This window comes from Emticicia fluvialis (assembly GCF_024793945.1).
GTDB lineage: Bacteria > Bacteroidota > Bacteroidia > Cytophagales > Spirosomataceae > Emticicia > Emticicia fluvialis.
The window spans coordinates 223,845-246,082 of record NZ_JANUSD010000002.1; the positions used below are offsets into that span (position 1 = coordinate 223,845).

20 protein-coding genes are annotated in these 22,238 nt (G+C 42.0%); 2 read left to right on the forward strand and 18 right to left on the reverse strand.

Annotation, left to right across the window (positions count from 1 at the left end):
* Window positions 1-36: 36 nt before the first annotated feature.
* The 5 genes from NZ848_RS02865 to NZ848_RS02885 all read right to left on the reverse strand — a co-directional run bounded on the left by NZ848_RS02865 (window position 37) and on the right by NZ848_RS02885 (window position 7,171).
* Entirely contained in the window at window positions 37-1,221 is a 1,185-nt protein-coding gene (locus tag NZ848_RS02865) for an efflux RND transporter periplasmic adaptor subunit (RefSeq protein WP_259014276.1), read from the reverse strand.
* Between the two features lie 12 nt (window positions 1,222-1,233).
* Window positions 1,234-2,445 carry a TolC family protein gene (locus NZ848_RS02870; protein WP_259014277.1) on the reverse strand — a complete coding sequence of 404 codons (1,212 nt, stop codon included), beginning with the start codon at window positions 2,443-2,445 and terminating at the stop codon, window positions 1,234-1,236.
* On the reverse strand, window positions 2,442-5,564 hold the full coding sequence (locus NZ848_RS02875) for an efflux RND transporter permease subunit (RefSeq protein WP_259014278.1): 3,123 nt from the start codon (window positions 5,562-5,564) through the stop codon (window positions 2,442-2,444). The genes NZ848_RS02870 and NZ848_RS02875 overlap by 4 nt, the downstream gene beginning before the upstream one ends.
* 110 nt (window positions 5,565-5,674) lie before the next feature.
* Window positions 5,675-6,058: a hypothetical protein gene (locus NZ848_RS02880; protein WP_253533793.1), complete on the reverse strand. Its 384-nt coding sequence runs from the start codon at window positions 6,056-6,058 to the stop codon at window positions 5,675-5,677.
* Window positions 6,059-6,178: 120 nt separating this feature from the next.
* Entirely contained in the window at window positions 6,179-7,171 is a 993-nt protein-coding gene (locus NZ848_RS02885) for a glycoside hydrolase family 43 protein (protein ID WP_259014279.1), read from the reverse strand.
* A 310-nt stretch (window positions 7,172-7,481) separates the two neighbouring features.
* On the opposite strand from NZ848_RS02885, the gene NZ848_RS02890 reads away from it, so the two are divergent.
* Window positions 7,482-9,803 (forward strand): PQQ-dependent sugar dehydrogenase, encoded by a 2,322-nt coding sequence (locus NZ848_RS02890; RefSeq protein ID WP_259014280.1) that lies wholly within the window; start codon window positions 7,482-7,484, stop codon window positions 9,801-9,803.
* Between the two features lie 62 nt (window positions 9,804-9,865).
* On the opposite strand, the gene NZ848_RS02895 is transcribed toward NZ848_RS02890, so the two are convergent.
* The 11 genes from NZ848_RS02895 to NZ848_RS02945 form a co-directional block, all read right to left on the reverse strand.
* Window positions 9,866-10,936 carry a Gfo/Idh/MocA family protein gene (locus NZ848_RS02895; RefSeq protein ID WP_259014281.1) on the reverse strand — a complete coding sequence of 357 codons (1,071 nt, stop codon included), beginning with the start codon at window positions 10,934-10,936 and terminating at the stop codon, window positions 9,866-9,868.
* 276 nt (window positions 10,937-11,212) lie between these two features.
* On the reverse strand, window positions 11,213-12,406 hold the full coding sequence (locus tag NZ848_RS02900; protein ID WP_253533796.1) for a M20 metallopeptidase family protein: 1,194 nt from the start codon (window positions 12,404-12,406) through the stop codon (window positions 11,213-11,215).
* Window positions 12,407-12,569: 163 nt separating this feature from the next.
* Complete coding sequence (locus tag NZ848_RS02905; protein WP_259014282.1) at window positions 12,570-14,084, reverse strand: flotillin family protein; 1,515 nt, start codon at window positions 14,082-14,084, stop codon at window positions 12,570-12,572.
* A 23-nt stretch (window positions 14,085-14,107) separates the two neighbouring features.
* Window positions 14,108-14,671 carry an NfeD family protein gene (locus tag NZ848_RS02910; RefSeq protein ID WP_259014283.1) on the reverse strand — a complete coding sequence of 188 codons (564 nt, stop codon included), beginning with the start codon at window positions 14,669-14,671 and terminating at the stop codon, window positions 14,108-14,110.
* 219 nt (window positions 14,672-14,890) lie between these two features.
* Window positions 14,891-16,150, reverse strand: a complete 1,260-nt coding sequence (locus NZ848_RS02915) for an asparagine synthetase B (protein WP_259014284.1) — start codon at window positions 16,148-16,150, stop codon at window positions 14,891-14,893.
* 193 nt (window positions 16,151-16,343) lie between these two features.
* Window positions 16,344-16,751 (reverse strand): VOC family protein, encoded by a 408-nt coding sequence (locus tag NZ848_RS02920; RefSeq protein WP_259014285.1) that lies wholly within the window; start codon window positions 16,749-16,751, stop codon window positions 16,344-16,346.
* A gap of 25 nt (window positions 16,752-16,776) precedes the next feature.
* Complete coding sequence (locus NZ848_RS02925; RefSeq protein WP_259014286.1) at window positions 16,777-17,631, reverse strand: ThuA domain-containing protein; 855 nt, start codon at window positions 17,629-17,631, stop codon at window positions 16,777-16,779.
* 39 nt (window positions 17,632-17,670) lie between these two features.
* Window positions 17,671-17,895, reverse strand: a complete 225-nt coding sequence (locus NZ848_RS02930) for a DUF4287 domain-containing protein (protein ID WP_259014287.1) — start codon at window positions 17,893-17,895, stop codon at window positions 17,671-17,673.
* A gap of 131 nt (window positions 17,896-18,026) precedes the next feature.
* Complete coding sequence (locus NZ848_RS02935; RefSeq protein ID WP_259014288.1) at window positions 18,027-18,485, reverse strand: hypothetical protein; 459 nt, start codon at window positions 18,483-18,485, stop codon at window positions 18,027-18,029.
* 99 nt (window positions 18,486-18,584) lie between these two features.
* Window positions 18,585-18,986 (reverse strand): DoxX family protein, encoded by a 402-nt coding sequence (locus NZ848_RS02940; RefSeq protein ID WP_259014289.1) that lies wholly within the window; start codon window positions 18,984-18,986, stop codon window positions 18,585-18,587.
* A gap of 45 nt (window positions 18,987-19,031) precedes the next feature.
* Window positions 19,032-19,973 carry an NADP-dependent oxidoreductase gene (locus NZ848_RS02945; RefSeq protein WP_259014290.1) on the reverse strand — a complete coding sequence of 314 codons (942 nt, stop codon included), beginning with the start codon at window positions 19,971-19,973 and terminating at the stop codon, window positions 19,032-19,034.
* A gap of 90 nt (window positions 19,974-20,063) precedes the next feature.
* Between NZ848_RS02945 and NZ848_RS02950 the strand changes: the two genes are divergently transcribed.
* The gene (locus NZ848_RS02950) at window positions 20,064-20,906 is read left to right on the forward strand and encodes an AraC family transcriptional regulator (protein WP_259014291.1); all 843 of its coding nucleotides are present in this window, start codon (window positions 20,064-20,066) and stop codon (window positions 20,904-20,906) included.
* Window positions 20,907-20,913: 7 nt separating this feature from the next.
* On the opposite strand, the gene NZ848_RS02955 is transcribed toward NZ848_RS02950, so the two are convergent.
* The gene (locus tag NZ848_RS02955; RefSeq protein WP_259014292.1) at window positions 20,914-21,501 is read right to left on the reverse strand and encodes a phosphatase PAP2 family protein; all 588 of its coding nucleotides are present in this window, start codon (window positions 21,499-21,501) and stop codon (window positions 20,914-20,916) included.
* Between the two features lie 11 nt (window positions 21,502-21,512).
* Window positions 21,513-22,070: an acyl-CoA thioesterase gene (locus NZ848_RS02960; protein WP_253533807.1), complete on the reverse strand. Its 558-nt coding sequence runs from the start codon at window positions 22,068-22,070 to the stop codon at window positions 21,513-21,515.
* Window positions 22,071-22,238 lie beyond the last annotated feature (168 nt).

Below are 22,238 nucleotides of genomic sequence, written 5' to 3' on the forward strand. Positions count from 1 at the left end.
TGTTAAGTACATGTACCTATTGGTCTGAACAATTATTTATTCTTCATCAGTTCCGCTCATTCCTGATAAAAAATGTCCGTTGCTGATTACGACCTGATGAGAAAAATCAAGGTTTCCAACCGGCAAAATTTCTATGTTGCCTTCTTGTAAACCTCCTAATTTAACAGGTATTTTTCTGAAAACTGCCTCTTTGTCGTTTTGTTTTTCGAGAATCATAATAAAATTACCATCGGGCTCTCTTAACACGGCACTTTCAGGTAATGTTCTGGCATTTCTGGTGCCGGTTAATACCCTGGCGTTAATAAACATGCCCGGTATAAGCCTTTGCTCCTGTTGTTCATTGTTCAGGTGCACATGCACATTTATTGCTTTTGAGTCTGTTTCAAAGGTCTGGCCTACCAAAAAAACGGTTCCTTCAACTTTATCGCCCAGTCGCGTGTCATCAATCAATACTTTTTGCCCTTTCTGTATCTTAAAAGCATCTTTTTCAAGAATTTTCAGTTCAACGTGCAAATGTTCTTTGCTGATAATCTCAAACAGTACATCATTCGGGGCTACAGATTTGCCGGTATTGATATTTGTGGCTTTAATGTATCCGCTAATAGGGGCAATAATATTTAATGTTGCAGATATATCGCCTTTTTTAAGTGCAGCAATATTAGTGCCTAATACCCGAAGCTTGGCCTCAAGCGATTTCACAAGTGCCTGGTTACCTTTAAAGTCTGACTCTGCCTGCTGCAATTTCTTTTTTACGCCAATGTCTTCAGCATTCAGGCTTTGCTGGCGCTCCAGTTCTTTTTCAAGAAAACCGGTATGAGCTGCTGCCTGAAAGTAATCCTGTTGCATCTGAATAAACTCAATAGATTCAATTGTAGCCAGTACAGTACCCTTGGTAACAAATCTGCCTGGAAGCGCATTATTAGAAGAGATATTTTTTACAAATCCATTAATGGGCAGGCTGATAGAGGCCATGTTTTCTGGTGGCACATCGGCCACCCCATTGGCTTTAATTTCTTCATTCAGAGGCATCTCTTTAAAGTTCCCCATACCCAAATGCAGGTTTTTGAATTGTTCAGCCGATACCCTTATAAGCCCGGTGGGGGCATTGGTTTGTGCCGAATCGGCAGTAGAGGTATTTGCCTTTTTATTTGCATCAGTGTTCTTTGTGCAGGCCTGCAGGCATGCAAGGCCTATCAGTGACAGAAAAAAATATGTTTTCATTGTATGTGCCGTTTAGTCTATACCCAGTAGTGTTTCTATCTGAATGATAGTGTGATTAAAATTTAGAACTGTTAGAAGGTAGTCGTCTTTAATTTGCCATGCCTGCTGATTGTTTTGCACCAGCTCAACATAATCAATTTCTCCGCTCTGATAGCTTCTCATGGCATTTTTCATGAGCACGTTGGCCTGTGGTAAAGCGTATTTTTCATAATAAGCAAGCGAACTGCGGTGTTTCTCATAATTGAGCCTTAAAACATGAAGCTGGCCTGTTATCTGGTTTTCGGCCTGCCGCAGATGCGATTCCGCTATTTTTTCGTTCACCTGTGCCGCTTCTATTCTTGCTTTCTGCGCTTTGGTGAAAATCGGTATGCCGATACCGCCGGACACCACCATCTGGTTAAGCTGATGCTCAATACTCTGATTGATGATTCCCAAACGAAAGTCAGGTTTTAATCGCTGTTTTTCAAGGTTAGTCTGCATTTTGCTTACCTCGGTTTGTTGTTCCACAACTGCCAATAGAGGGTTACTCAAGCTGTTGAAAGACCGGCTGATTACGGTGGTATCTCTCTTCAGAGGCAAAGAAAAATCAAGCGAAAAATCATCCTTGTTGTTCAATACTATTTTAAAAGCCTGATAAGCAGCCGATTCGTCTTTGTCTAGTATCCTTAGCCGGTTATTGATGTCTTGTAGCCTTACCTCTGCGCTTATTTTTTCAAGGGCATTGCTTTCGCCGGCTTTATACCGGGCCTGGGCCATTTGCATGGCGCTACGGTATACGCTATCCTGCTGGGTAAGCGCCTGTCTTAATTGCTGATAATAATACAACTGATAGTATAGCTGTTTCAGAGAACCTACAATTTCAGATTTGCGCAGAATCTGGTTTTTCTGGCTGGCAACTACATGGCTTTGCTGCAAATCTGCCTGTGCCTGATACAATTTCGGATGTGCAAATTGTTGCACCAGGCCCAAGGTGTAGTCGTTGGTATAAGGTGTTTGTGTTCTACCCAGCTGCACATCTATATTGGTTTTAGGTAGTTCTCTGGCTGTTTTAACCAGCAATTGTTGGCCTTCGGTTTCAAGACTGCTTATTTTAAGCAGGTAATTGTTTTTGGCGGCTATATCAATACTTTGTTGCAATGATAGCGCTTGCCCTCTGGCGGCTTGTAAAAAAGCCAGCACCACACAAAGTATAAGGCCTGAATGTTTCAGTGTTTGCGTTTTCATTGAACTTTCTTTTTTGAAAATAAGGTATAAATAACGGGTAGTACCACAAGTGTAAGAAGGGTTGCCGAAATAAGGCCACCTATAACCACTGTAGCCAGGGGTTTTTGAACCTCTGCTCCGGCCGAATGCGAAATGGCCATTGGTAAAAAGCCCAGCGATGCAACAGAGGCTGTCATGATTACCGGACGGAACCTGTCTCTGACACCCTGAAAAGTTCTCTGATAGATGTCATCTATTCCTTCAATTTCCAGATGATTCAGGTGGCTCAGCAATACAATGCCGTTAAGAACAGCCACCCCAAACAGTGCAATAAAACCAACCCCGGCCGATATACTGAAGGGCATATCGCGCACCCATAATGCTACTATGCCTCCAATGGCAGAAAGCGGAATAGCGGTGAAAATCATCGAGGCTTCTCTGAAAGATCTGAAAGTAAAATACAGCAGCATAAATATCAGCAACAAGGCTACAGGTACGGCTATACTCAGGCGGTCTTTTGCTTTTTGGAGGTTTTCAAAAGCACCACCATAAACGTAGTAATAACCAGCCGGTAGCTTCACCTGTGCATCAAGTTTCTGGCGGATTTCGTTAACCAGGCTTTCTACATCCCGGTTTTGCGGGCTTATACCAATGGTTATGCGGCGTCTGGTGTTTTCATGTGATATTTGCGCCGGAGCCGAAATATACGAGATTTCGGCCACCTCTTCAAAGTTAACGTAAGAGCCATTGGGCAGTTTTACATACAATGCTTTTACGCCGTCAATATCATTTCTGTAGGTAGAGTCAAGCCTCAGAACCATATCAAACCTTTTTTCATCTTCAAACACCGTTCCGGCTTTTTCTCCGGCAAAAGCAGTTTTAAGAACCAGGTTCAGGTCTTCAATATTCAATCCGTATTGAGCCAGTTTTTCTCTTTTATATACTACTGATATCTGTGGTAAACCCACCAGACGTTCAATTTTTATGCTTGCCACGCCGTCAATTTTTTCAATTACTGCGGCACAGGCACTAGCACGCTCAGCCAGTTTTTCAAGGTCGTTTCCGAATATCTTTACCACTATTTCAGAACGTGAGCCGGCAATCATTTCGTTAAAGCGCATCTGAATAGGCTGGGTAAACTCCAGGCTCATGCCCGGTACCTCGCGGGTAATTACATCGGCCATTTTTTCAAATATTTCTTCTTTGGTTTTGGCTGATACCCATTCTGATTTGTCTTTCATCGATATCATCAGGTCTGACATCTCAACAGGCATTGGGTCTGTTGGTACTTCTGATGCACCTATACGGCCAACAATTTGCTGTATTTCAGGGAAATGCTTCTTCAATGCTTTTTGAGCCCTGGTGGTGGCGTCTACAGTTGCAGAAAGTGATGTGCCGGGCGGAGTCTGAAAATCAATAGCTATATCTCCTTCCTCAAGTGTGGGTATAAATTCTCCCCCGAGTGTTGAGAAAATCCAGATACTAAAGCCAAATAGCCCGAATGCAATGCCTATTACCAGTTTTTTTCTCTGTAAAGCCCATTTGAACAAGGGCTGGTAAGCATTGAAAACTGAATTAACGATGGTGTCTGAAATTTTGAAGTGTTTGTTGCCTTCATTTTTAAGAAGCAATGCCGAAACTGCCGGTACGTAGGTAAGTGAAAGCACCAGTGCCGACACAATGGCAAGGCTCACTGTAATAGCCATTGGTTTAAACATTTTGCCTTCAACACCAGACAAGGTAAGCAGCGGCAGGTAAACAGTGAGGATGATGATAACTCCGAAGATGGCCGAATTAAGGATTTTTGAAGTTGCCTTAAATACCAGATTATCCATTTCCGGCTGATTCAGTTTTGTTTTCTGAGGTACCATACTCCGGTCTTGCAGGTAATGCAGTATGCCTTCCACCACAATTATTGACCCGTCAATTATCAGCCCGAAGTCAATAGCGCCCAGGCTCATCAGATTGGCAGAAATGCCGAAGGTGTTCATGAGGCTCAGCGTTACAAGCATTGATAGCGGTATAACAGAGGCCACCAGCAAGCCTGCTCTGATACTACCCATAAGCAGCACCAGCACAAATACCACAATAAGCCCCCCTTCAATAAGATTGGTTTCTACTGTATGTATGGCCTTGTCAATCAGTTTGGTACGGTCTATAAATGCATTAATCACCAGGCCTTCCGGCAAAGTTTTCTGAATACGGGCTATCCGCTCTTTTACACCCTTAATGGTTTTTTCAGAGTCGGCACCTTTCAGCATCAGCACTACTGCACCAACTGTTTCTCCTTTTCCGTTCTGGGTCATGGCGCCAAAGCGGTTGGCATGGCCAAATTGTACGGTGGCTACCTCCTTTACCAGCAATGGCACATTGCCTGCTGTTTTTATCACAATGTTTTCTATATCGCTCAGGGTTTTGGTGGTTCCTTCACCTCTGATAAAATACGCCTGGTTGTTTTTTTCTATATAGCTGCCGCCAGTGTTGGCATTGTTCCTGCTCAGGGCGTCAAACAATTCAGAAAGGCTGGTGTTATTGGCACGGAGGCGCTCTGGGTTTGCGCTTATTTCATATTGTTTGACGTATCCGCCAAAACTGCTGATTTCTATAACTCCTTTTACACCTGCTAACTGCCGTTTTACTATCCAGTCCTGAATAGTCCGTAAGTCTGTCAGCGAATAGCGCTCTTCGTATCCTTTAAGGGGTACAATGGTGTACTGGTAAATTTCGCCAAGGCCTGTGGTTATCGGAGCAAGCTCGGGCTTGCCAAATTGCGTTGGTATTTTGTCTTCAGTGGCTTTTAGCTGCTCGGCAACCAGTTGCCTGGCTTGCAGCATGTGTATTGATTCGTCGAACACGATGGTAATAACCGAAAGCCCAAGGCGCGATGTAGACCGAATTTCTTCTACTCCCTGCAGGTTGGCCATTTGTTGCTCAATTGGTGAAGTAATGTATTGCTCCACTTCCTGTGCTGCCAGGGTAGGGGTTTGAGATAAAATTACCACCTGATTATTGGTAACATCAGGTATGGCATCTATGGGCAATTGGGTGAGGGAGTATCCGCCCCAGCCAATCAGACCCAATACCATCATACCGATGATAATTTTATTTTTGATACTAAATTTTATGATGGCATCAAACATGATGTTAATGAGAAAATGTGAGGTAGTATATAAAATATTGATATAACAGAATAAGCCTAGCGGAATCAGTGCATCACTGACCCGGATAGCCGTTTAAATGAGAGAGAGGATTAGGCCCTGGGAGGGTTGAGTAAGTTTAACTCGACAGAAAAGAAGTAATGATTAAGCCAGTTGAAATGGTCTTCTTTACTGATAAATGAGAGTACTGCCGTACCGCTAAAGGATAATAGCGACGGTAAAAGATACATATAGCTTACACCGTTAATATCAAAAGAGGGTAAGCTCGGATGTTTTGTTTTGGCGTGTTCTGAGTTGGCTGAGTAATGCATAACAAGAAAAACCCAGAGATTAAAGTCTTTGGGTGCATCTCTTTTATGCTGGTAGTAGTGTGTTACAAGTTCTGAAAGCTTAATTGACTGGCTCCAGTTTACTTTCGGAACAAGGCTACCCAATGAGATGGTAATAAACAGTATGACAGCAATGAAACGCCGCAAATATTTATAGATGTTTTGTACAAATATAATAGTATATCTATACAATTGGTTCATTAAAATAGACAAATGCGGCGTTTTGGCAGATTTTTTCAGTAATTCATAATCATTATAAATAATTATTTATTTTAGGGTCTGTTTTTCTACGCCTTCGTTGGTTATTACAATCGGTTTTATAAGGCCTTTTTCATCAAAAAACATTTGGTCAATGCAGGTTACCCTTGAATTACCATCGGTTTCAGTTAATGGCCTGCGGTGGTAAACTATGTACCAGTCTTTGCTGCCTTCAGCATGGATGACCGAATGATGACCCGCACCTGTGGCTATGGCAGGGTTTTGTTGTAGTATTTTACCTATGCGCTTAAATGGCCCGAAGGGGGTATCGGCAATGGCATAGGCAACACTGTAGTTGGGGCCTGTCCAGCCGCCTTCCGACCACATAAAGTAATATTTGCCATCTTTTTTAAACATAAATGGTCCTTCAACATAGTTTTCCGGGGTAATCTCTTTAAATATACTTCCGTCTTCATAAGGTATAAAACCCGTAAAATCTTTTTTCAGATGAGCAATGTTGCAGTGTCTCCAGCCGCCATAAATAAGGTAGTATTCGTCATTGTCTTTAAATACAAACTGGTCGATAGGTTGGGCTCCATTATGAAATTTGTCTATCAGTGGTTTGCCCAGGTAATCTCTGAATGGCCCTTCGGGTTTATAGGCAACAGCTATGCCTATGCCACCCAATTCTTTGTCGCTCTGAATATCATTGGCACCAAAGAAGAGATAATACTTTTTATCTTTTTCAATAATAGATGGCGCCCACATGGCACGTTTTGCCCATTTTATAGATGCGGTGTCTAATATGCGTTCATGTTTGGTCCAGGTTACAAGATCCGGAGAAGAAAAGGCATCAAAAAATACCTGTTTGCCGTAAGGAGCCGAATAGGTGGGGTATATCCAATACTTTTTGCCGAAAATGGTACCTTCGGGGTCGGCGTACCATCCTTGAAAAACGGGGTTTCCGGCTGTTTTTTTATTTTGAGCAAAGATACAACTAACAGCCAAGGCTATTAGCAGTGTGGTTAACAGAAAACGAACCGGGCTTTTTAGCTTTAACATAGGTTTTGATAGAAAATAAGGTTGAAATTTTTTGAGTTGTAAATATAAGCCACAAATGTTTATTTTCTGAAGGAACAACCAATTAAGCCAGGTAGTCGTCATGGCTTTTAAACGATGTAACATCGGTATTTAAGGTAATGAAGTTAAATAGGACAGCAGAACCAGGTTTTAATTGAAGCCCTGTTTTAAAAAAATGCATTCGTTAAAGGCAATGCCCTTCAATAAAAGTTGATATATTTGTATAAGATTATCTTCAATTACCCCGTTGTTACTAAAATCCAGAAGCATTCTGTCTATTTAAATTAGCATCATGACAAGAAAAATTCCATATCTGTTTTTTGCTTTCTTCTTATGTATCAGCTCTCTATGTTTTGCTCAGCCTCCCGGATTTATCGATGAAAAAATCTCTGATAACTGGACAATACCCGTTGGGCTGACTTTCGATAAATTGGGTAGAATGTATGTTTGGGAAAAAGCAGGGAAAATATATATGGTCGAAAAGGGAGTAAAGAATCCGGTTCCTGTTTTAGATATCAGTGAAGAAGTACTTAATTTCAATGATCATGGGCTCAATGGAGTTGTTCTGGATCCTGATTTCCTTAACAACGGCCATATTTATCTGCTTTATACTGCCAGAAGGCATCATGTTTTATACTATGGCACGCCCGAGTATAATCCTGGCATTGAAGAAAATTTTAAAACATCTATCGGCAGGGTTACCAGATATACGCTCAAAAAAGATGATGACTTTAAAAGTACTGATTACAATAGCCGGAAAGTTCTGATTGGAGAGAGTATATCAACAGGTATTCCTATTCTGACAGATAATCATGGTGTTGGTTCTTTGGTTTTCGGGAAAGATGGTACCTTGCTTGTGTCGGTGGGCGATGCATCTATTACCAGCGAGCCACCATCTGATGACAGTAAAAGTCCATGGTTTCTTGAAGCTATTGAAGTAGGCATTATTACTCCTGAGCTAAACGTAAATGCTTTTAAAAGCCAGATTATTAATTGCTTTAACGGTAAATTGCTTAGAATTGACCCAGTAACCGGCGATGGACTGGCCTCTAACCCTTTCTATGAGGCAGCAAACCCCAGAGCGGCGAAATCTAGAGTCTGGGCTTATGGTTTGCGTAATCCGTTCCGGTTTGTGGTGCAACCAAATACTGGTAGCACGAATCCGGCAGATGGTAATCCGGGTACTTTATTTGTAGGTGATGTAGGCTGGGACCACCGGGAAGAAATTAATATAGTAACTAAAGGTGGGCAGAATTTTGGCTGGCCCATGTATGAAGGTATTAGCTATGTAAATCAGTCATATTCAGACTCGGCTTACAGGCCTGTGAATCCGGTAATGCCGATTGTTGAGTGGCGAGGGCCTTTGGCGCAAAGTACAGTTAATGGCGAAACTTATGGCGTTGGGTCTCTGCAGTTTAAAGGGAATCCTTTTACGGGGATTGCCTCAATAGGAGGTATTTTTGATACATCAGATGCTTTTCCGGAAAATTACAGGAATCTGTATTTTCAGGGTGACTACCAAGGCTGGGTAAAAGCATTCAGGCTTAACGGTAACAACAATGCAGTTGAGGTAATTGATATCACAGACGGTGTTTTTCCGACTTGCTTTGCCCAGAACCCACTTGATGGCAGTATTTATTATGTCAGCTATGATTATCCGGATAAAAATGAGGTTAGAAGAATTTACTTTGACCCTCAGGCAAACCTGAGACCAATTGTAGTTGCTGAGATGTCGACCAATTACGGTAAAACACCCCTATTTGTTAAGTTTAAAGCCAGCGATTCAAAAGACCCTGAGGGTGGACCCTTAAAATTTCATTGGGATTTTGGAGACGGGATTACTTCTGATGAGCCTGACCCATACAATGTGTATATTCATACGGACGACCAAATTAAAGAAGCAACCGTAACACTTACTGTTACAGATAACGTGGGTAAGTCAGACACCAAAACGTTTGTGGTCTATCTGAATAATACCCCACCGAAAATATTAAAAACAAGCATTGATTCGCTCGATAGTTTTTCAAATGTAGCAGACTACAAAGTAAAACTTTCGGCATATGTTGTTGATGATGAACATACTGATTTATCGTATCAATGGATAGTTGTGTTGCACCATGACCAGCACACCCATTTTGTAACCAGTTTTAAAAAACCGGAGGGAGAGGTTGTTCTGGGTCGCGTGCCATGCGATAACCAGGAGTATTACTACAGAATAAGTCTTGTGGTAACTGACCCAACAGGTTTAAGTGGTACTTTCAACAAAGGCGTAATTCCGATTTGTCCAAAAGACCCTGACCCGGATCCTGACCCCGACCCTGATCCGGATCCCGACCCAGATCCTGACCCTGACCCGGAAGAAATTATCCTGGGGGTTTATCCAAATCCTACCCCAAACACGATTTCTTTGCTGGCCAATAAAGATTTTGAAAATCAATTTGTAAAAATAAACCTGGTTGATAGCAGAGGCCAGTCAATAAGCAAAAAAGAGGGCTATTGGGTAAACTTGAAAGAAGACGTGAATAAGGCTTTGTCGAGCCAGAGTATAGGTATCTATTTTCTTACTATAAATTACGGCGATAAGACCAGGGTTTTTAGAATTTATAAAGAATAGCCACAAAAAAGCCGGATGATTATAGATTCATCCGGCTTTTGAATTTAAAAAGTATGCCAATTTTAAAGATAAACTACCTGCCCCGTTTTTACAGATTCATCGCAGGCAAAAGCAATTTTCAAGCTATTTACGGCATCCTGAATGTGGTCTGTCAGGTCTAGATCATCCTGTATAGCTTTCAGAAAATATCTTTGTTCTCTGTTGCAAAGTTCCTGATGGTCAGGCTCGTCAGTCAGGTTTATCCATTCATCATCTTGTAAAAACTGATTTTTTACGTCAATGTCGGCATGATGAAAACGTAACGACTCCGTTTTGGTGTGAGAATCGACATTGTCTGACTTACCGGTGCCGCCTGCTTCTTTCGCTACAATTGAAACACAGCCTTTAGGGCCTATAACGTCTTTAACAAAAAATGCGGTTTCGCTCATCATGGGTCCCCAGCCTGCTTCATACCAGCCTACTGAGCCATCTTCAAATCTAATTTGCAACTGGCCGTAGTTATAATTATCCTGCGGAATATCATCTGTCAATCTGGCGCCAATTGCTGTTACCTGTAAGGGTTTAGAGCGGGTCATCTGGCACATTACGTCTATATAATGCACGCCGCAATCTACAATAGGGCTAAGGCTTTTCATCAGGTTGCGGTGCACATCCCACATATTGCCGTGGCTCTGCTGGTTAAGATTCATCCGCATTACCAGAGGCTTACCAAGCTGATGCGACAACTCTACGAATTTTTCCCATGACGGGTGATGACGCAAAATATAACCTACAACCAATTTTTTGCCATACTTATTGGCTGCGGCAGCCACTCTTTCTGCACCTTCTACGGTGTCGGCCACCGGCTTTTCTATAAATACATGGGCACCACTTTCAAAGGCTTTGATGGCAAAAGCCTCGTGGGTGTCGGGGTAAGTAGAAATACAAACGGCATCAGGCTTGGTTTTGGCCAATGCTTCGTCGTAATCTGAGAACAAAGGATAACCACCCCCAAGGCGCTCATTTAATACTTCTTTACTTTTACCGGTTGAAACAATACCGCAAATTTCAAATCCGCCAATGGTTTTGTAGGCAATAGCATGCGATGCCCCCATATTACCACAGCCAACTACTAATACTCTGATCTGGCTCATAAGTTTTGTTTTACTAAATTAGGATTGCTCAATTAACAACGGAAAAACTATGTTTTTTACCTTGATAAATTACAAATTTATAACCTTAAACGTTCCCAACCCGGCTGTGGAGTTCCATAATGCAGTGAAGAGAATGTTGATATATTTTCAATGTATTTTGAAAATATAATATATTTTATCTTTTCAGTTTAGGTGATACGTTTAAAATAAATTCTATTTATCGAAATATTTGTATTTTCTTGAAACTGTGAAAGTTTCTGACTGTATAGCTACTGACTAACGTGTACTTAATTCATCAAGAGCCAGCCATGCCATTAAACCCGGGCCTATTTCAAGGGCTGTTTCGTCAATATCAAAAGTAGGGGTATGCACACCAGAAATTATGCCTTTGGCCTCATTTCTGGTTCCCAGTCGGTAAAAGCATGAGTCAACCACCTGAGAGTAAAACGCAAAGTCTTCACCCGCCATCCATAAATCAAGGTCAATTACGTTTTCTTTGCCCATGTAAGCAGTAGCAGCTGTTTTCATGCGGCGGGTCAATTCAGGATGATTTTTCAGAAAAGGGTAACCTCTAACAATTTCAAAATCACAGATACCGCCCATGGCTTCTGTAATGCCCTCTGCCATTTTTTTCATGCGTCGCAGCCCGTCTTCTCTCCATTCTTCATCCATACATCTGAAAGTACCCTGAATGGTAACCTCATTAGGAATCACATTAGTAACGCCATCGGCAATGAATCTCCCAAAAGAAAGTACCGAAGGGTTGGCCGGTTTTTTATTGCGGGAAATTATCTGTTGAAGTGAAACTATTACATGCGAGGCAATCAGTACGGGGTCAATTAATTGGTCGGGCATGGCGCCGTGTCCGCCTTTGCCTTTAATGGTCAGGTAGAGTTCATCGGTACTGGCCATGTACATCCCTTCCCGGAATCCGATTTTACCAACAGGCACATTAGGCGCCACATGTTGCCCCAGCATACTGGCAGGAGCCGGATTTTCAAGTACGCCTTCTTTTATCATAATGGATGCACCACCGGGGGCTTTTTCTTCTGCCGGCTGAAAAACCAGCTTGATGGTTCCTTCAAATTCATCTTTCAGTTGGCTCAGAATACGTGCTGTGCCTAACAAAGAAGACGTATGTACATCATGCCCGCAAGCGTGCATAACGCCCTCATTAACCGATTTATAGGGTACATCGTTTTTCTCAAAAATGGGTAAGGCATCCATATCGGCTCTCAGACCCACCACTTTGCTTTCAGGATTGCGCCCTTCAATAAGCGCTACTACACCTGTATCAGCAATGCCTTCCTGTGGAGACAGGCCAAGGTCTTTCAGCTTTTGTGCAACAAATCTGGCTGTATTGTATTCCTGAAACGAAAGCTCGGGATTAGTATGCAGATAACGGCGATTGGCAATAGTTTCAGCGGCATATTCTTTGGCCAGCTGTTTTATTTTTGAGTCGAGAGACATAGGCGTAACAGTAGTTAACAAACAAAGCAGTATTTATCTGCCTGTAATTCAAACTTATATTCAGGCCGCTAAGATACGCATGTATCGTGGCTTTATTGAGTAATTAAATAAAAAATAGTGCTACCCGGCAGCTGGCACTATACATTAAACCGGGTAGCTTTTTTTATTTTTCGGTTTTAGGTTCTTCTGTTTTTTCTGCGGGCAAACCTTCCCCTTTCAGGTAATTGGGCAGATTCAGCCCGGCCATATTGAAAAGGTCGTTTAGCGGGGGTACGGTTTTCATCATGCCGGATACAAAATTAGCAGTAGATGAGTTGCCGTTTTCAGAGGTACCATTGCCAGAGTCCCACACTGTAATTTTATCAATTTTAATGTTTTTGACAGCCTCTACCTGTGTTTTAACTAATTCGGGTAGTTTTTCAATCAGCAATAGCTGGAACGCCTTGGTTGGGTCGCCGCCGGCAGCAGCTACTACCTCTTTATAACCTTCGGCCTGCTTGGTTAGTATTTCATATAAACCTTTTGCTTCGGCTTCCATTTTGGCATAAATGGCATCAGCCTCACCTTTGGCATTTTCTCTGATGCGTTCTGCTTCGGCCTGGGCTTCTATAATGGCTCTCTGCTTGGCAATTTCAGCAGGCACCACAATATTGGCAATTTGGGTAGAGCGTTCTCTTTCCGAGCGAGCCAACTCTGCTTTTTGCTCGGCTACATAGGCTTCTTCCAATGCTTTGGCCTGTTGCACTTTTTCGGCCGAAATGGCCAGACGAAGCGCTTCTGCCTCTTTTTCTCTTCTTTGTGCCTCAGAATTGGCAATTGAAATGCGGGCTTCGTTTTCGCCCTGCACGGCAACGGCATTGGCCTCTGCCGTTTTTACACGGGTGTCGCGGCTGGCTTCAGCCTTACCAATGGCTTCATCTTTACCTGCCGATGCGATGCTGATTTCTCTGTCTTTCTGGGTTATTGCAATTTTAACGTCTCTGTCGCGGTGGGTTTCGGCAATTTGTGTATCTCTTTCGCGGTCGGCCATGGCTTTACCTGTTTCCCCGATTTTCTCTTGTTCAGCCACACTTATCTTTGCTTCATTAATGGCCTTTGCTGCTGCCTCTTTACCCAATGCTTCAATATAGCCAGACTCATCTTTAATGTCTGTTACGTTAACGTTTATTAGCTTCAACCCGATTTTTTTCAGTTCTGTATCAACGTTTTTCGATATGTTATCCAGAAACTTGTCACGGTCTGAATTGATTTCCTCAATGGTCATTGTGGCAATTACCAAACGCAACTGACCAAACAGGATGTCTTTAGACAGCTCCTGAATCTGGTCGGCGCTCAGGCCTAATAGTCTTTCAGCGGCGTTATTCATACTATCAGCCTCGGTTGAAATGGCAATGGTAAAGCGGCAGGGTACATCTACCCTGATATTCTGGCGGCTCAGCGCATTGGTCAGGTTGGCCTCAATTGAGATGGGTTTCAAATCAAGAAAAGCAAAGTCCTGAAACACCGGCCAGATAAATTCGCCCCCTCCGTGAATACATTTAGCCGAGCTGCCGCCTGTTCTACCATAAATCACCAGGATTTTATCAGAGGGGCATCTTTTGTATCTTGAAATAAGAGCCGTGATTGTTACAAATAGCACAAACACCGCCACAATAATAATTAAAAGTGGAGAAGTCATTTTTAAAAGGAGTGTTTAAATGATTAAATTTTTTCTACAATTAAGGTGTTGTTTTCAACGCCGATGATTCTGACAGACTCGCCGGTTTTGATTCTTTCTTGAGCAGTTATGGCGTCCAGTTCAAAAAAAGCGCCTTTTACGCTTATCTGTACTTTGCCTTTACCATTCTTTTGACCAGGGATGCTCAAATAAACCGAGCCGACCTGATTGATAGTGCTTGCAATACGGAAGGTATTGTTTTGAGATAGTTTTCTTATCTGCAAAATGATAAAGAAAAAAAGGGCAACAAAAACGGCTCCAACTATAATGGCAAGGGCAATTAGCAAAAGAGGGTTGGCTATCAGTTGGTAAAATGAAATGCCTGTCCAACTGAATCCTAAAAGAAAATTGATAAGGTTCCGGAACGAAAAAAGCTGGAAGGGTTCATCGGTACCACTCATGTCTCCATCAAAATCAGCATCAAGGCCGTCGGCCGCATCAACTCCTGCAAACGTCAGGATGGTCTGAATCAGAAAGATAACACTAGTCGGCACAGCCACATACCAGAAGGAACGGAGCAGAGGCTCTAAGTTGTTTAAAAAATCCATAGGGTTTAATGAAGTTTATGTCAAAAGCCAAAAGTTTAATACCCCAAAATAATGAAATTATCGGGTAAACGTGCCAGGTGATTTTGACAAGAGGGCGAAATGAATTAGAAACCGGTTTGAAAACGGTATGTTTTGCTGTTTTGTCAGCAGCATTGTGGAGTAAAAGCAGGCAAATGTGATGGTTTTTATGATGTTTAATTTTTTATTAAAAATGCACAATCAGGTTTTTCGTTTCTTCTTTTTGGCCGAAGGAAACAATACGTTGTTGAGAATAAGCCTGTAGCCGGGTGAATGTGGAAAAAGATTCAGGTCGGTAGGAATGCGGTGAAAACCCCGCCGACCCTCAGGGTCATGGCCACCGTAGAAAACCCATTGGCCAAGGCCTAGTTCTCCATAAATATAGCGGTCAGACTCCCTTCCTTCGCCCATCACCAGTACATTGGGTTTAACGGTCTTTTTATTAAACGAAGAAGTTTGCCCCATAAACTCCCTGATCAGATGCTCATGGTTCTGGCAAAGCATGGCCGGGATGACATCCCACTTGGCTGAGAATTCGAACAAATTGAAATAAGAAGTTATTTCGTCGTCGAAGCGGCCTGACCATACGTTGATGTCTGAAAAAGACATAGAGCCATAATAACCCTCGTTATCGTTAAGCGACAGGTTGAAGTTATGAAAGGCCAGTGTTTTGTCGAAATCCAGTTTCGACTGGGCTTGGGCGTCTATGTCGTCGCCATCAAACCGGCTACTTACGATATCGGTATTTTCGGCAGATAGCGCAATGTCGAGCGTTTCAGCCCCCGAACACATAGCAAACAGGTATCCTCCGCCCATACAAAACATCTTTATCATTTTGGCGACATCCAGTTTCAGGCTCGAAATCTTTCTGTAATTAAGCCTGCGGGCAATGTCTTCCTGTGCTTTCATGTCGGCAGGCGACATCCGACGCATGTTTTTGCCGAACTGGCCTGTAAAATCTTCATGGTGCAAATGCAGCCAGTCATACTTGGCTAAATCTCCTCTGATAATCTCTTCATCATAAATGACCTCGAACGGAATCTCGGCGTATTTTAATGCCAGTAAAACGGCGTCGGTATCTTCAAAATTTGAAAGGCTTATTTTAACGGGCGAGTAAACAGCAATTTTGGCAGCTTTAAACAGCCGCACCATTTCCATGTTTACGTCGGGGTCAGAAATTTCTCTTTTAATGGTTTGTACACTGGCAGACGATAACACCTCAAAAGCTACCCCTCTAATCAGGCATTCTTTCTGCAGCGTGGGCGTGTAATCGAACAAAAAGCTACCACCTCTGTAATTTATGAGCCAGTCCAGTTCAATGTTGGCTTGTAAATGCTGGTAGGCAATACCATAGGCTTTCAGATGGTTCGATTGACTGTCGTCCATCGGTATCAGTATTGAGTTGGCAAAAGATTGCCAGGCGTTCAATAATAAGCATAGAACCAGTAATTTCTTTGCCATTGCCCAGGTAAGTTTTTAATCAAATATACTAAGCAATTTTAAAGATTCAGTGTTTTTTGTCTTTTTATTTGCTGATAACCAATGCTTTAGTGCAAGTATTAAAGGTGGGTGGATTTTACCAGAGAAAAAGAATATTACCTGATAGTTTGTAGCGATTGGTTATGCGGGCAATAAAATTAACAACAATCGTGCATTAAGAAGTAAAGTTTTGATTGGGCTCAATGAGGTCCCATAAATTACCGTATAAATCCTCAAATACAGCTACTGTTCCGTACTCTTCTACTGACGGTTCTCTTATAAAATTGATTTGTTGCGCTGTCATATTTTCATAATCCCGCCAGAAGTTATCTGTAAAAAGAAATAAAAAAACACGCCCGCCTGTCTGATTCCCCATTCTTGTTTCCTGCTCTTCTGATGATGCCTTAGCCAGCAATAAACTGCAACCCGAAGTGTTTCCGGGAGGGCTAACGATTACCCAGCGTTTGTTGTCGTTTAAGGGTGTGTCCTGAAGGAGCTTGAAATTCAATTTTTTTGTGTAAAATTCTATGGCTTCATCATAATCCTTTACAATTAAGGATATCCGGGCAATTTGCTGTTTCATGGCTGTGGTGATTAATGTCAATTCTTTATTGTTTTTTAGCCCGTTTTACTTTTTTGCCATCACCCAGCCAAAGCAGGGCGTTCAGCAGAAGCTGGTTTTGAGTAGCGTTGTTGAAGGTAAAAGATAATTCTTTGTTGGTTTTGCCTTCGTAGTCAATGTCGTTATGCCCCATGTTGGCATAAATCATTTTATAATTTTTGTTGGTCCAGACCACCGGATAATAGCCACTATGCCAAATCTCATGCTGTTTGGGGCCTGTGCCTAGCGGGAAACTGCCGGGGTCAATAGATAAGAGTATTTCAATATCAGGGTTCGCTTTTAAATCATTGCTCCAGCGATACCATTCATTGGGCGAAGATTTGAAGGTTTCCGGCAGGTTCTTCATGGCAGGATGATTTTTGGCCTCTACTCTTAAAACCGCCGGGGTCGGTCGCCATGTATTACTCTTATATTCGCCGGAACCCAGAAACTGGTTATGGTACCAATCCCAGTCCTGATTAAAAGCTGAATTATTGAGCGCAAATGCTGAAAAGTGAAAACCCATCCAGGCACCACCGTTATCCATATATTGTCTGAACGCCTCTCTTTGTGCGGGGTCTTCCGGGCGTGTATCCAGAAATATAACAACCTGATACTTTTTTAAGAATCCGGTATTCAGATTGTTCCAGTCATTGGTTGAATCATAGACAAAGTTATTTTCTTCTGCCAGTTTCGGAAACCACCTGTTGGCTTCGCCAACAAAGCTTATGTGGGCTTTGTCGTTTTTGGCGGTGTAAAAAGCAATTACTTTAAATTGGGGTTTACGTTTTTGCGCATGGCCAACTAAGCAGACAAACAACACAAGTAGTGTAACTAAGCAGACACGCGCAGTAGAAATCATTCTATTTTATGGTTGAATTGTAAAATCTGGTTTTTGGCTCTATTTCTTGTCTTTTAGTTTATCTGCATGTTTTGGGTTCAGGGTGGCATAAATAGCCATGGCGTGCCCATGCCCCAGGTCAAAATCCGCTTTCAGCCATCCCACAATTTCACCGGCTTTAACATCAGGCCTTAATAAGCCTTTGGCTTCGGCCAGTTTTTTAAAATCTTCAGGGGTTTTTCCTGTTTTCTTTTGTATGTTATCAATATAAGCCTGAAACGACATGGCAGTACAGATTTAATTCTGAATAGAGTTTTTTCTCAATACTATAATTTATTAAGGTAAAATGCAAGAGGAGCGTTCTGGTAATGCTTATGGAAAAATGATGCAAGATATTTCAGCAAGCGTTAAACAAACTAATATTTAAAGTCTGACACAGGATTCACCAGCAATTTGCTGAGTTGTTCATGGTGGATTTTACTGTGGTCAATACAAATTTGTATAAGCTTGAATCTGGGCATATAAAAATCTAAAACACCCGGTATGTAAACATGAACCATTTCATTCATACGGGTTTCATTAAGCGACCAAACGTATGCCGAAAATTGATTAGATAATTGTGCCCAGCTGTTTAATATTTCTTCAGATAAAAACTGACCATCATGCCGGTAGGGGTGAGGTACGCACCGGATACAGGCAAACCAGGCAGACTCTATCTGCCATATCTGACAGAGTTTATCCTTCAATGCAGGGTCGATGGACTCAGTTTTTAGGTTTTGGATTATTTTTCTGCTGCATTGAACATGGTAATGCACGCTTTCTTGCAGATACTGATACTTATTAGCACGAATGTTGGTGTTGGTTGTTGGAGGCATAAATCAATTGGTTTATGCTTCAAAACAAATCAGCTGCACTGACAACCGTATGTCAGTGCAGCTGAAGATTTTTTAAAAATTTACTTAAGGCCTAAATATTTATTGCTTTTTTGAGGCGCTGTCTACTGCATAACTGTTATGGTTGAGATAAGAAAGCAATAAGGCAAAAAAGAAAGTATGTATCATTTGAGACGGGATACCGCCCCAATCTTCTATCATGCAGGAACCAAAAATAAGTATTACCATCGTGATACCCCCAACCAGTAAAGCCTGTCTGGTAAACAGACCAATAATGATTAATACGCCAATAACGAGTTCAACTATGGGCAGCGCATAGCTGAACGGCTTAACCAGTGCGGCTGGCAGCAAGGAGTTTTCATATTTCCCAAGCATCCATTCGCTGAATTTGGCCAGTTTAAAAACCCGCACAAAACCGTGGCCAAACATGCTCATGCCCACTGCCAGGCGAAGAAGCAAAAATGTTGAAGAATTGTTAATCATGGTTGTTAATAGATTATTGATTTATTGCTGATACAATCAGAATTGTCAGGGTTTTATAACAATTTTTCCCTTGGTTGAGCCAGTCTCTATCTGTTGGTGGGCTTTGCCTATTTCATCAAAAGTATAAACACCAGAAACATGTGCTTTAAGGGTTCCGCTTTCAAGAAGAGAGGCTATTTGTTGCATATCTTCTCCGTTCGACTGCACCAGGAAGAAGAAACCGTTAATGCCTTTCTCTTTTGCTTTTTCAACTATGCCTTCTGAGGTGTTTGAGGGTAATGTAATCACTGTTCCGCCTTTTTTTACTACTTCAAATGAGCGTTCAATGTTATTACCACCAACGGTATCCAGCACAATATCAATATCATTTATTACTTCTTCAAAGGGTTGGGCTTTGTAATCGAAGTATTCATCAGCACCCAGACTTAACACAAATTCTTTATTGACCGCTGAAGCAGTGCCTATTACGTAAGCGCCCAAGTGCTTTGCCAATTGAACCGCAAAATGCCCGACACCACCTGCAGCGGCATGTATCAACACACGGTCATTAGGTTTTATTTTACTGTGCGTATGTAGTGCCTGCCAGGCTGTCAATGCAGCCAGAGTAGCAGCTGCCGCTTCTTCATGGGTAATATTGCCTGGTTTCAGTGCCAGATGTGCTGCAGGAGCGGCCACGTATTCGGCATAAGCCTTACCATGGCCGGGGAAATTGACCATGCCAAAAACTTCATCGCCCACTTTAAAGGTTGTTACTTCTGAGCCCGTCCGGGTTACCACACCGGAGATATCCCAACCCAATATAACCGGACTCTCAGTTTTCAGCCTGCCGGCCATGGCTTTGCCTGAGCGTGTCTTTGCATCTACCGGATTAATACTAACGGCTTTTACTTCTACCAATACTTCGTTTTCATTTAGGGCCGGAATGGGCAAATTCTCTATTGAAAAGTTTTCAACGCCGCCAAATTCTTTTAATACTATTGCTTTCATTGTTGTTTAATGTTTTAATGGCACAAAATTAGCGCCTGCAAAAACATATTTGCTTGTATAAGTACAGGTTTGTCTTGTATATTTGCAGGCATGCAGATAAGAAATTTATACGAGCCTTTTGAAATTGAATATGTTGAAACCAGCGAGTGTCCGATAACCGGACACAAACATAATTTTTTTGAGCTGGTTTACATCATTGACGGCACGGGTGTTCAGTGCATTAATAAAAATAAATGGACTTACGGACCCGAAAAACTGTTTTTGTTAATGCCTCAAGACTGTCATTCGTTTGAGGTTGAAAGAGCCACCCGGTTTTTCTTTATCCGTTTTAATGATGTGTATCTCAAAGAACAAGGTAAAGAATGGCTCCGCAGGCTGGAATTCATTTTCCAGAATTATAACCGGCTACCGGGATGCATACTTAAAAATAAGGCCGATAAACCTCTGGTAAAATCACTGATTGAAGCACTGATTCGTGAATATGTGAATCAGCAGCCTTATCAGAGAGAACTCAGCCAGCAGATTGTAAACACCCTGCTTACCGTTGTTGCCCGCAATGTATCGCTCGCCTCAACCGAACTGCCTAAAAATACCGAAAGTAAAGACCTGAGCATTTTGGGCTATATACATAAAAACATTTACACACCCGAATTGTTGAAAACCGATGCAATGGCAGATCAGTTTAATATTTCGCCTAACTACATAGGAGAGTACTTCAAGAAACTAACCGGCGAAAGCTTACAACAATACATTATCAACTATAAGTTGAAACTGGTAGAGACCCGCTTGCAGTATAGCGATATGCGCATGAATGAAATTGCTTTTGAATTGAGTTTTACTGACGAAAGCCATCTGAACCGCTTATTCAAAAAATACAAAGGCCTTAGCCCATCAGAATTCCGCAGGCAGAAAACTGCAATCACTGTCAGTTAATGTGTACTTATCTTTTCTTTTTCAGCCAGCGATTAATGCGATGGGTTGCCCAGGCCGAACCAGCTCCGATAACTGCCCCGACTAATACATCGGTAGGGTAATGGACTCCCAGATGCAAGCGCGAATAAGCAACAGTACCAGCCCATGCATACGCCGGCACTATTACATACCACTTAGGTACGGCAAGGCTTAAAGAGGTAGCTGCCGAAAACGCAGCGGTAGTATGGCCCGATGGGAAAGATGGGTCAGTTTCTAAAACGTAGGGGTTAATAAACGGATACTTCTCGTAAGGGCGCGGTCGGTCAATTACTTTCTTCAAAACAAAGGTTGTTCCTAAAGATACCGCCAGTGCGGCACCAGAGGCCAACCCTTCTCTTTGAAGGTTTTTATTCTTAGTGATTAACCCTACACCCAGCATACCAATCGGAACGGCCGCACTGACAGGGTAGGTAGACTTGCTGAAATTTTCAAAGGCAGCATCTAGCCTGTGATTTCTGTTCGATTGAATGTTTTTTAGAACGTTGATGTCAAAATTCTGCGCCGAAACATCAAAATGCAAGAGTAAGACCATCAAAAGGCAGGCAGGTAGCTTCATACAACGTTTAATTATAAGCTTAAAATGGCTCTTTCGTTTTCTAATAAATGCATGTTTTCATCCAGATGTTGCGCTGATATCCGGTTATCAAACTCGTCTTTATACCTTTCTTTCAGCTGTTTGCGTTTAATGGCCTCCAGGCATCGGCGCAGGTCTTCTCTGGTTTCAATTATAAGCTCCGGAACAAGCGTTGGTTTCCCTTCATCATCTTTTGCCACCATAGTAAAATAAGACGTATTGGTATGTTTTTGCTCTCCTGTTTTTACATTTTCACTAACTACCCTTATGCCTATCAGCAATGAGCTTTTACCTACATAATTAACCGAAGCATGTAAAGATAGAAGCTCGCCAACCTCTATGGGCTGCAAGAAAGTAACACCATCAACAGACACCGTAACCACATAGGCGCCTGCATGCTTAGAGGCACAGGCATAAGCTACTTTATCCATTAATGACAATAGAATACCACCGTGAATCTTCCCTCCGAAATTGGCATAAGACGGAATCATAAGCTCAGTAATGGTAGTGCGTGAATAAGAAACGGGTTTTGGTTTTAACTCTGAATTCATAAGTATCGGGTATGCAGTTGTAAATATATAGAAATTAACGTATCAAGGTATTAATCTTTGTATTGTAGCAAAGATTAGACCTTGCTAATATTTTAAAAATTGTTTTAACTTTAAGCCATATTGTGCTTTTGAAGCTGATATAGTTCAAATATTTCTAAAAATAATTAC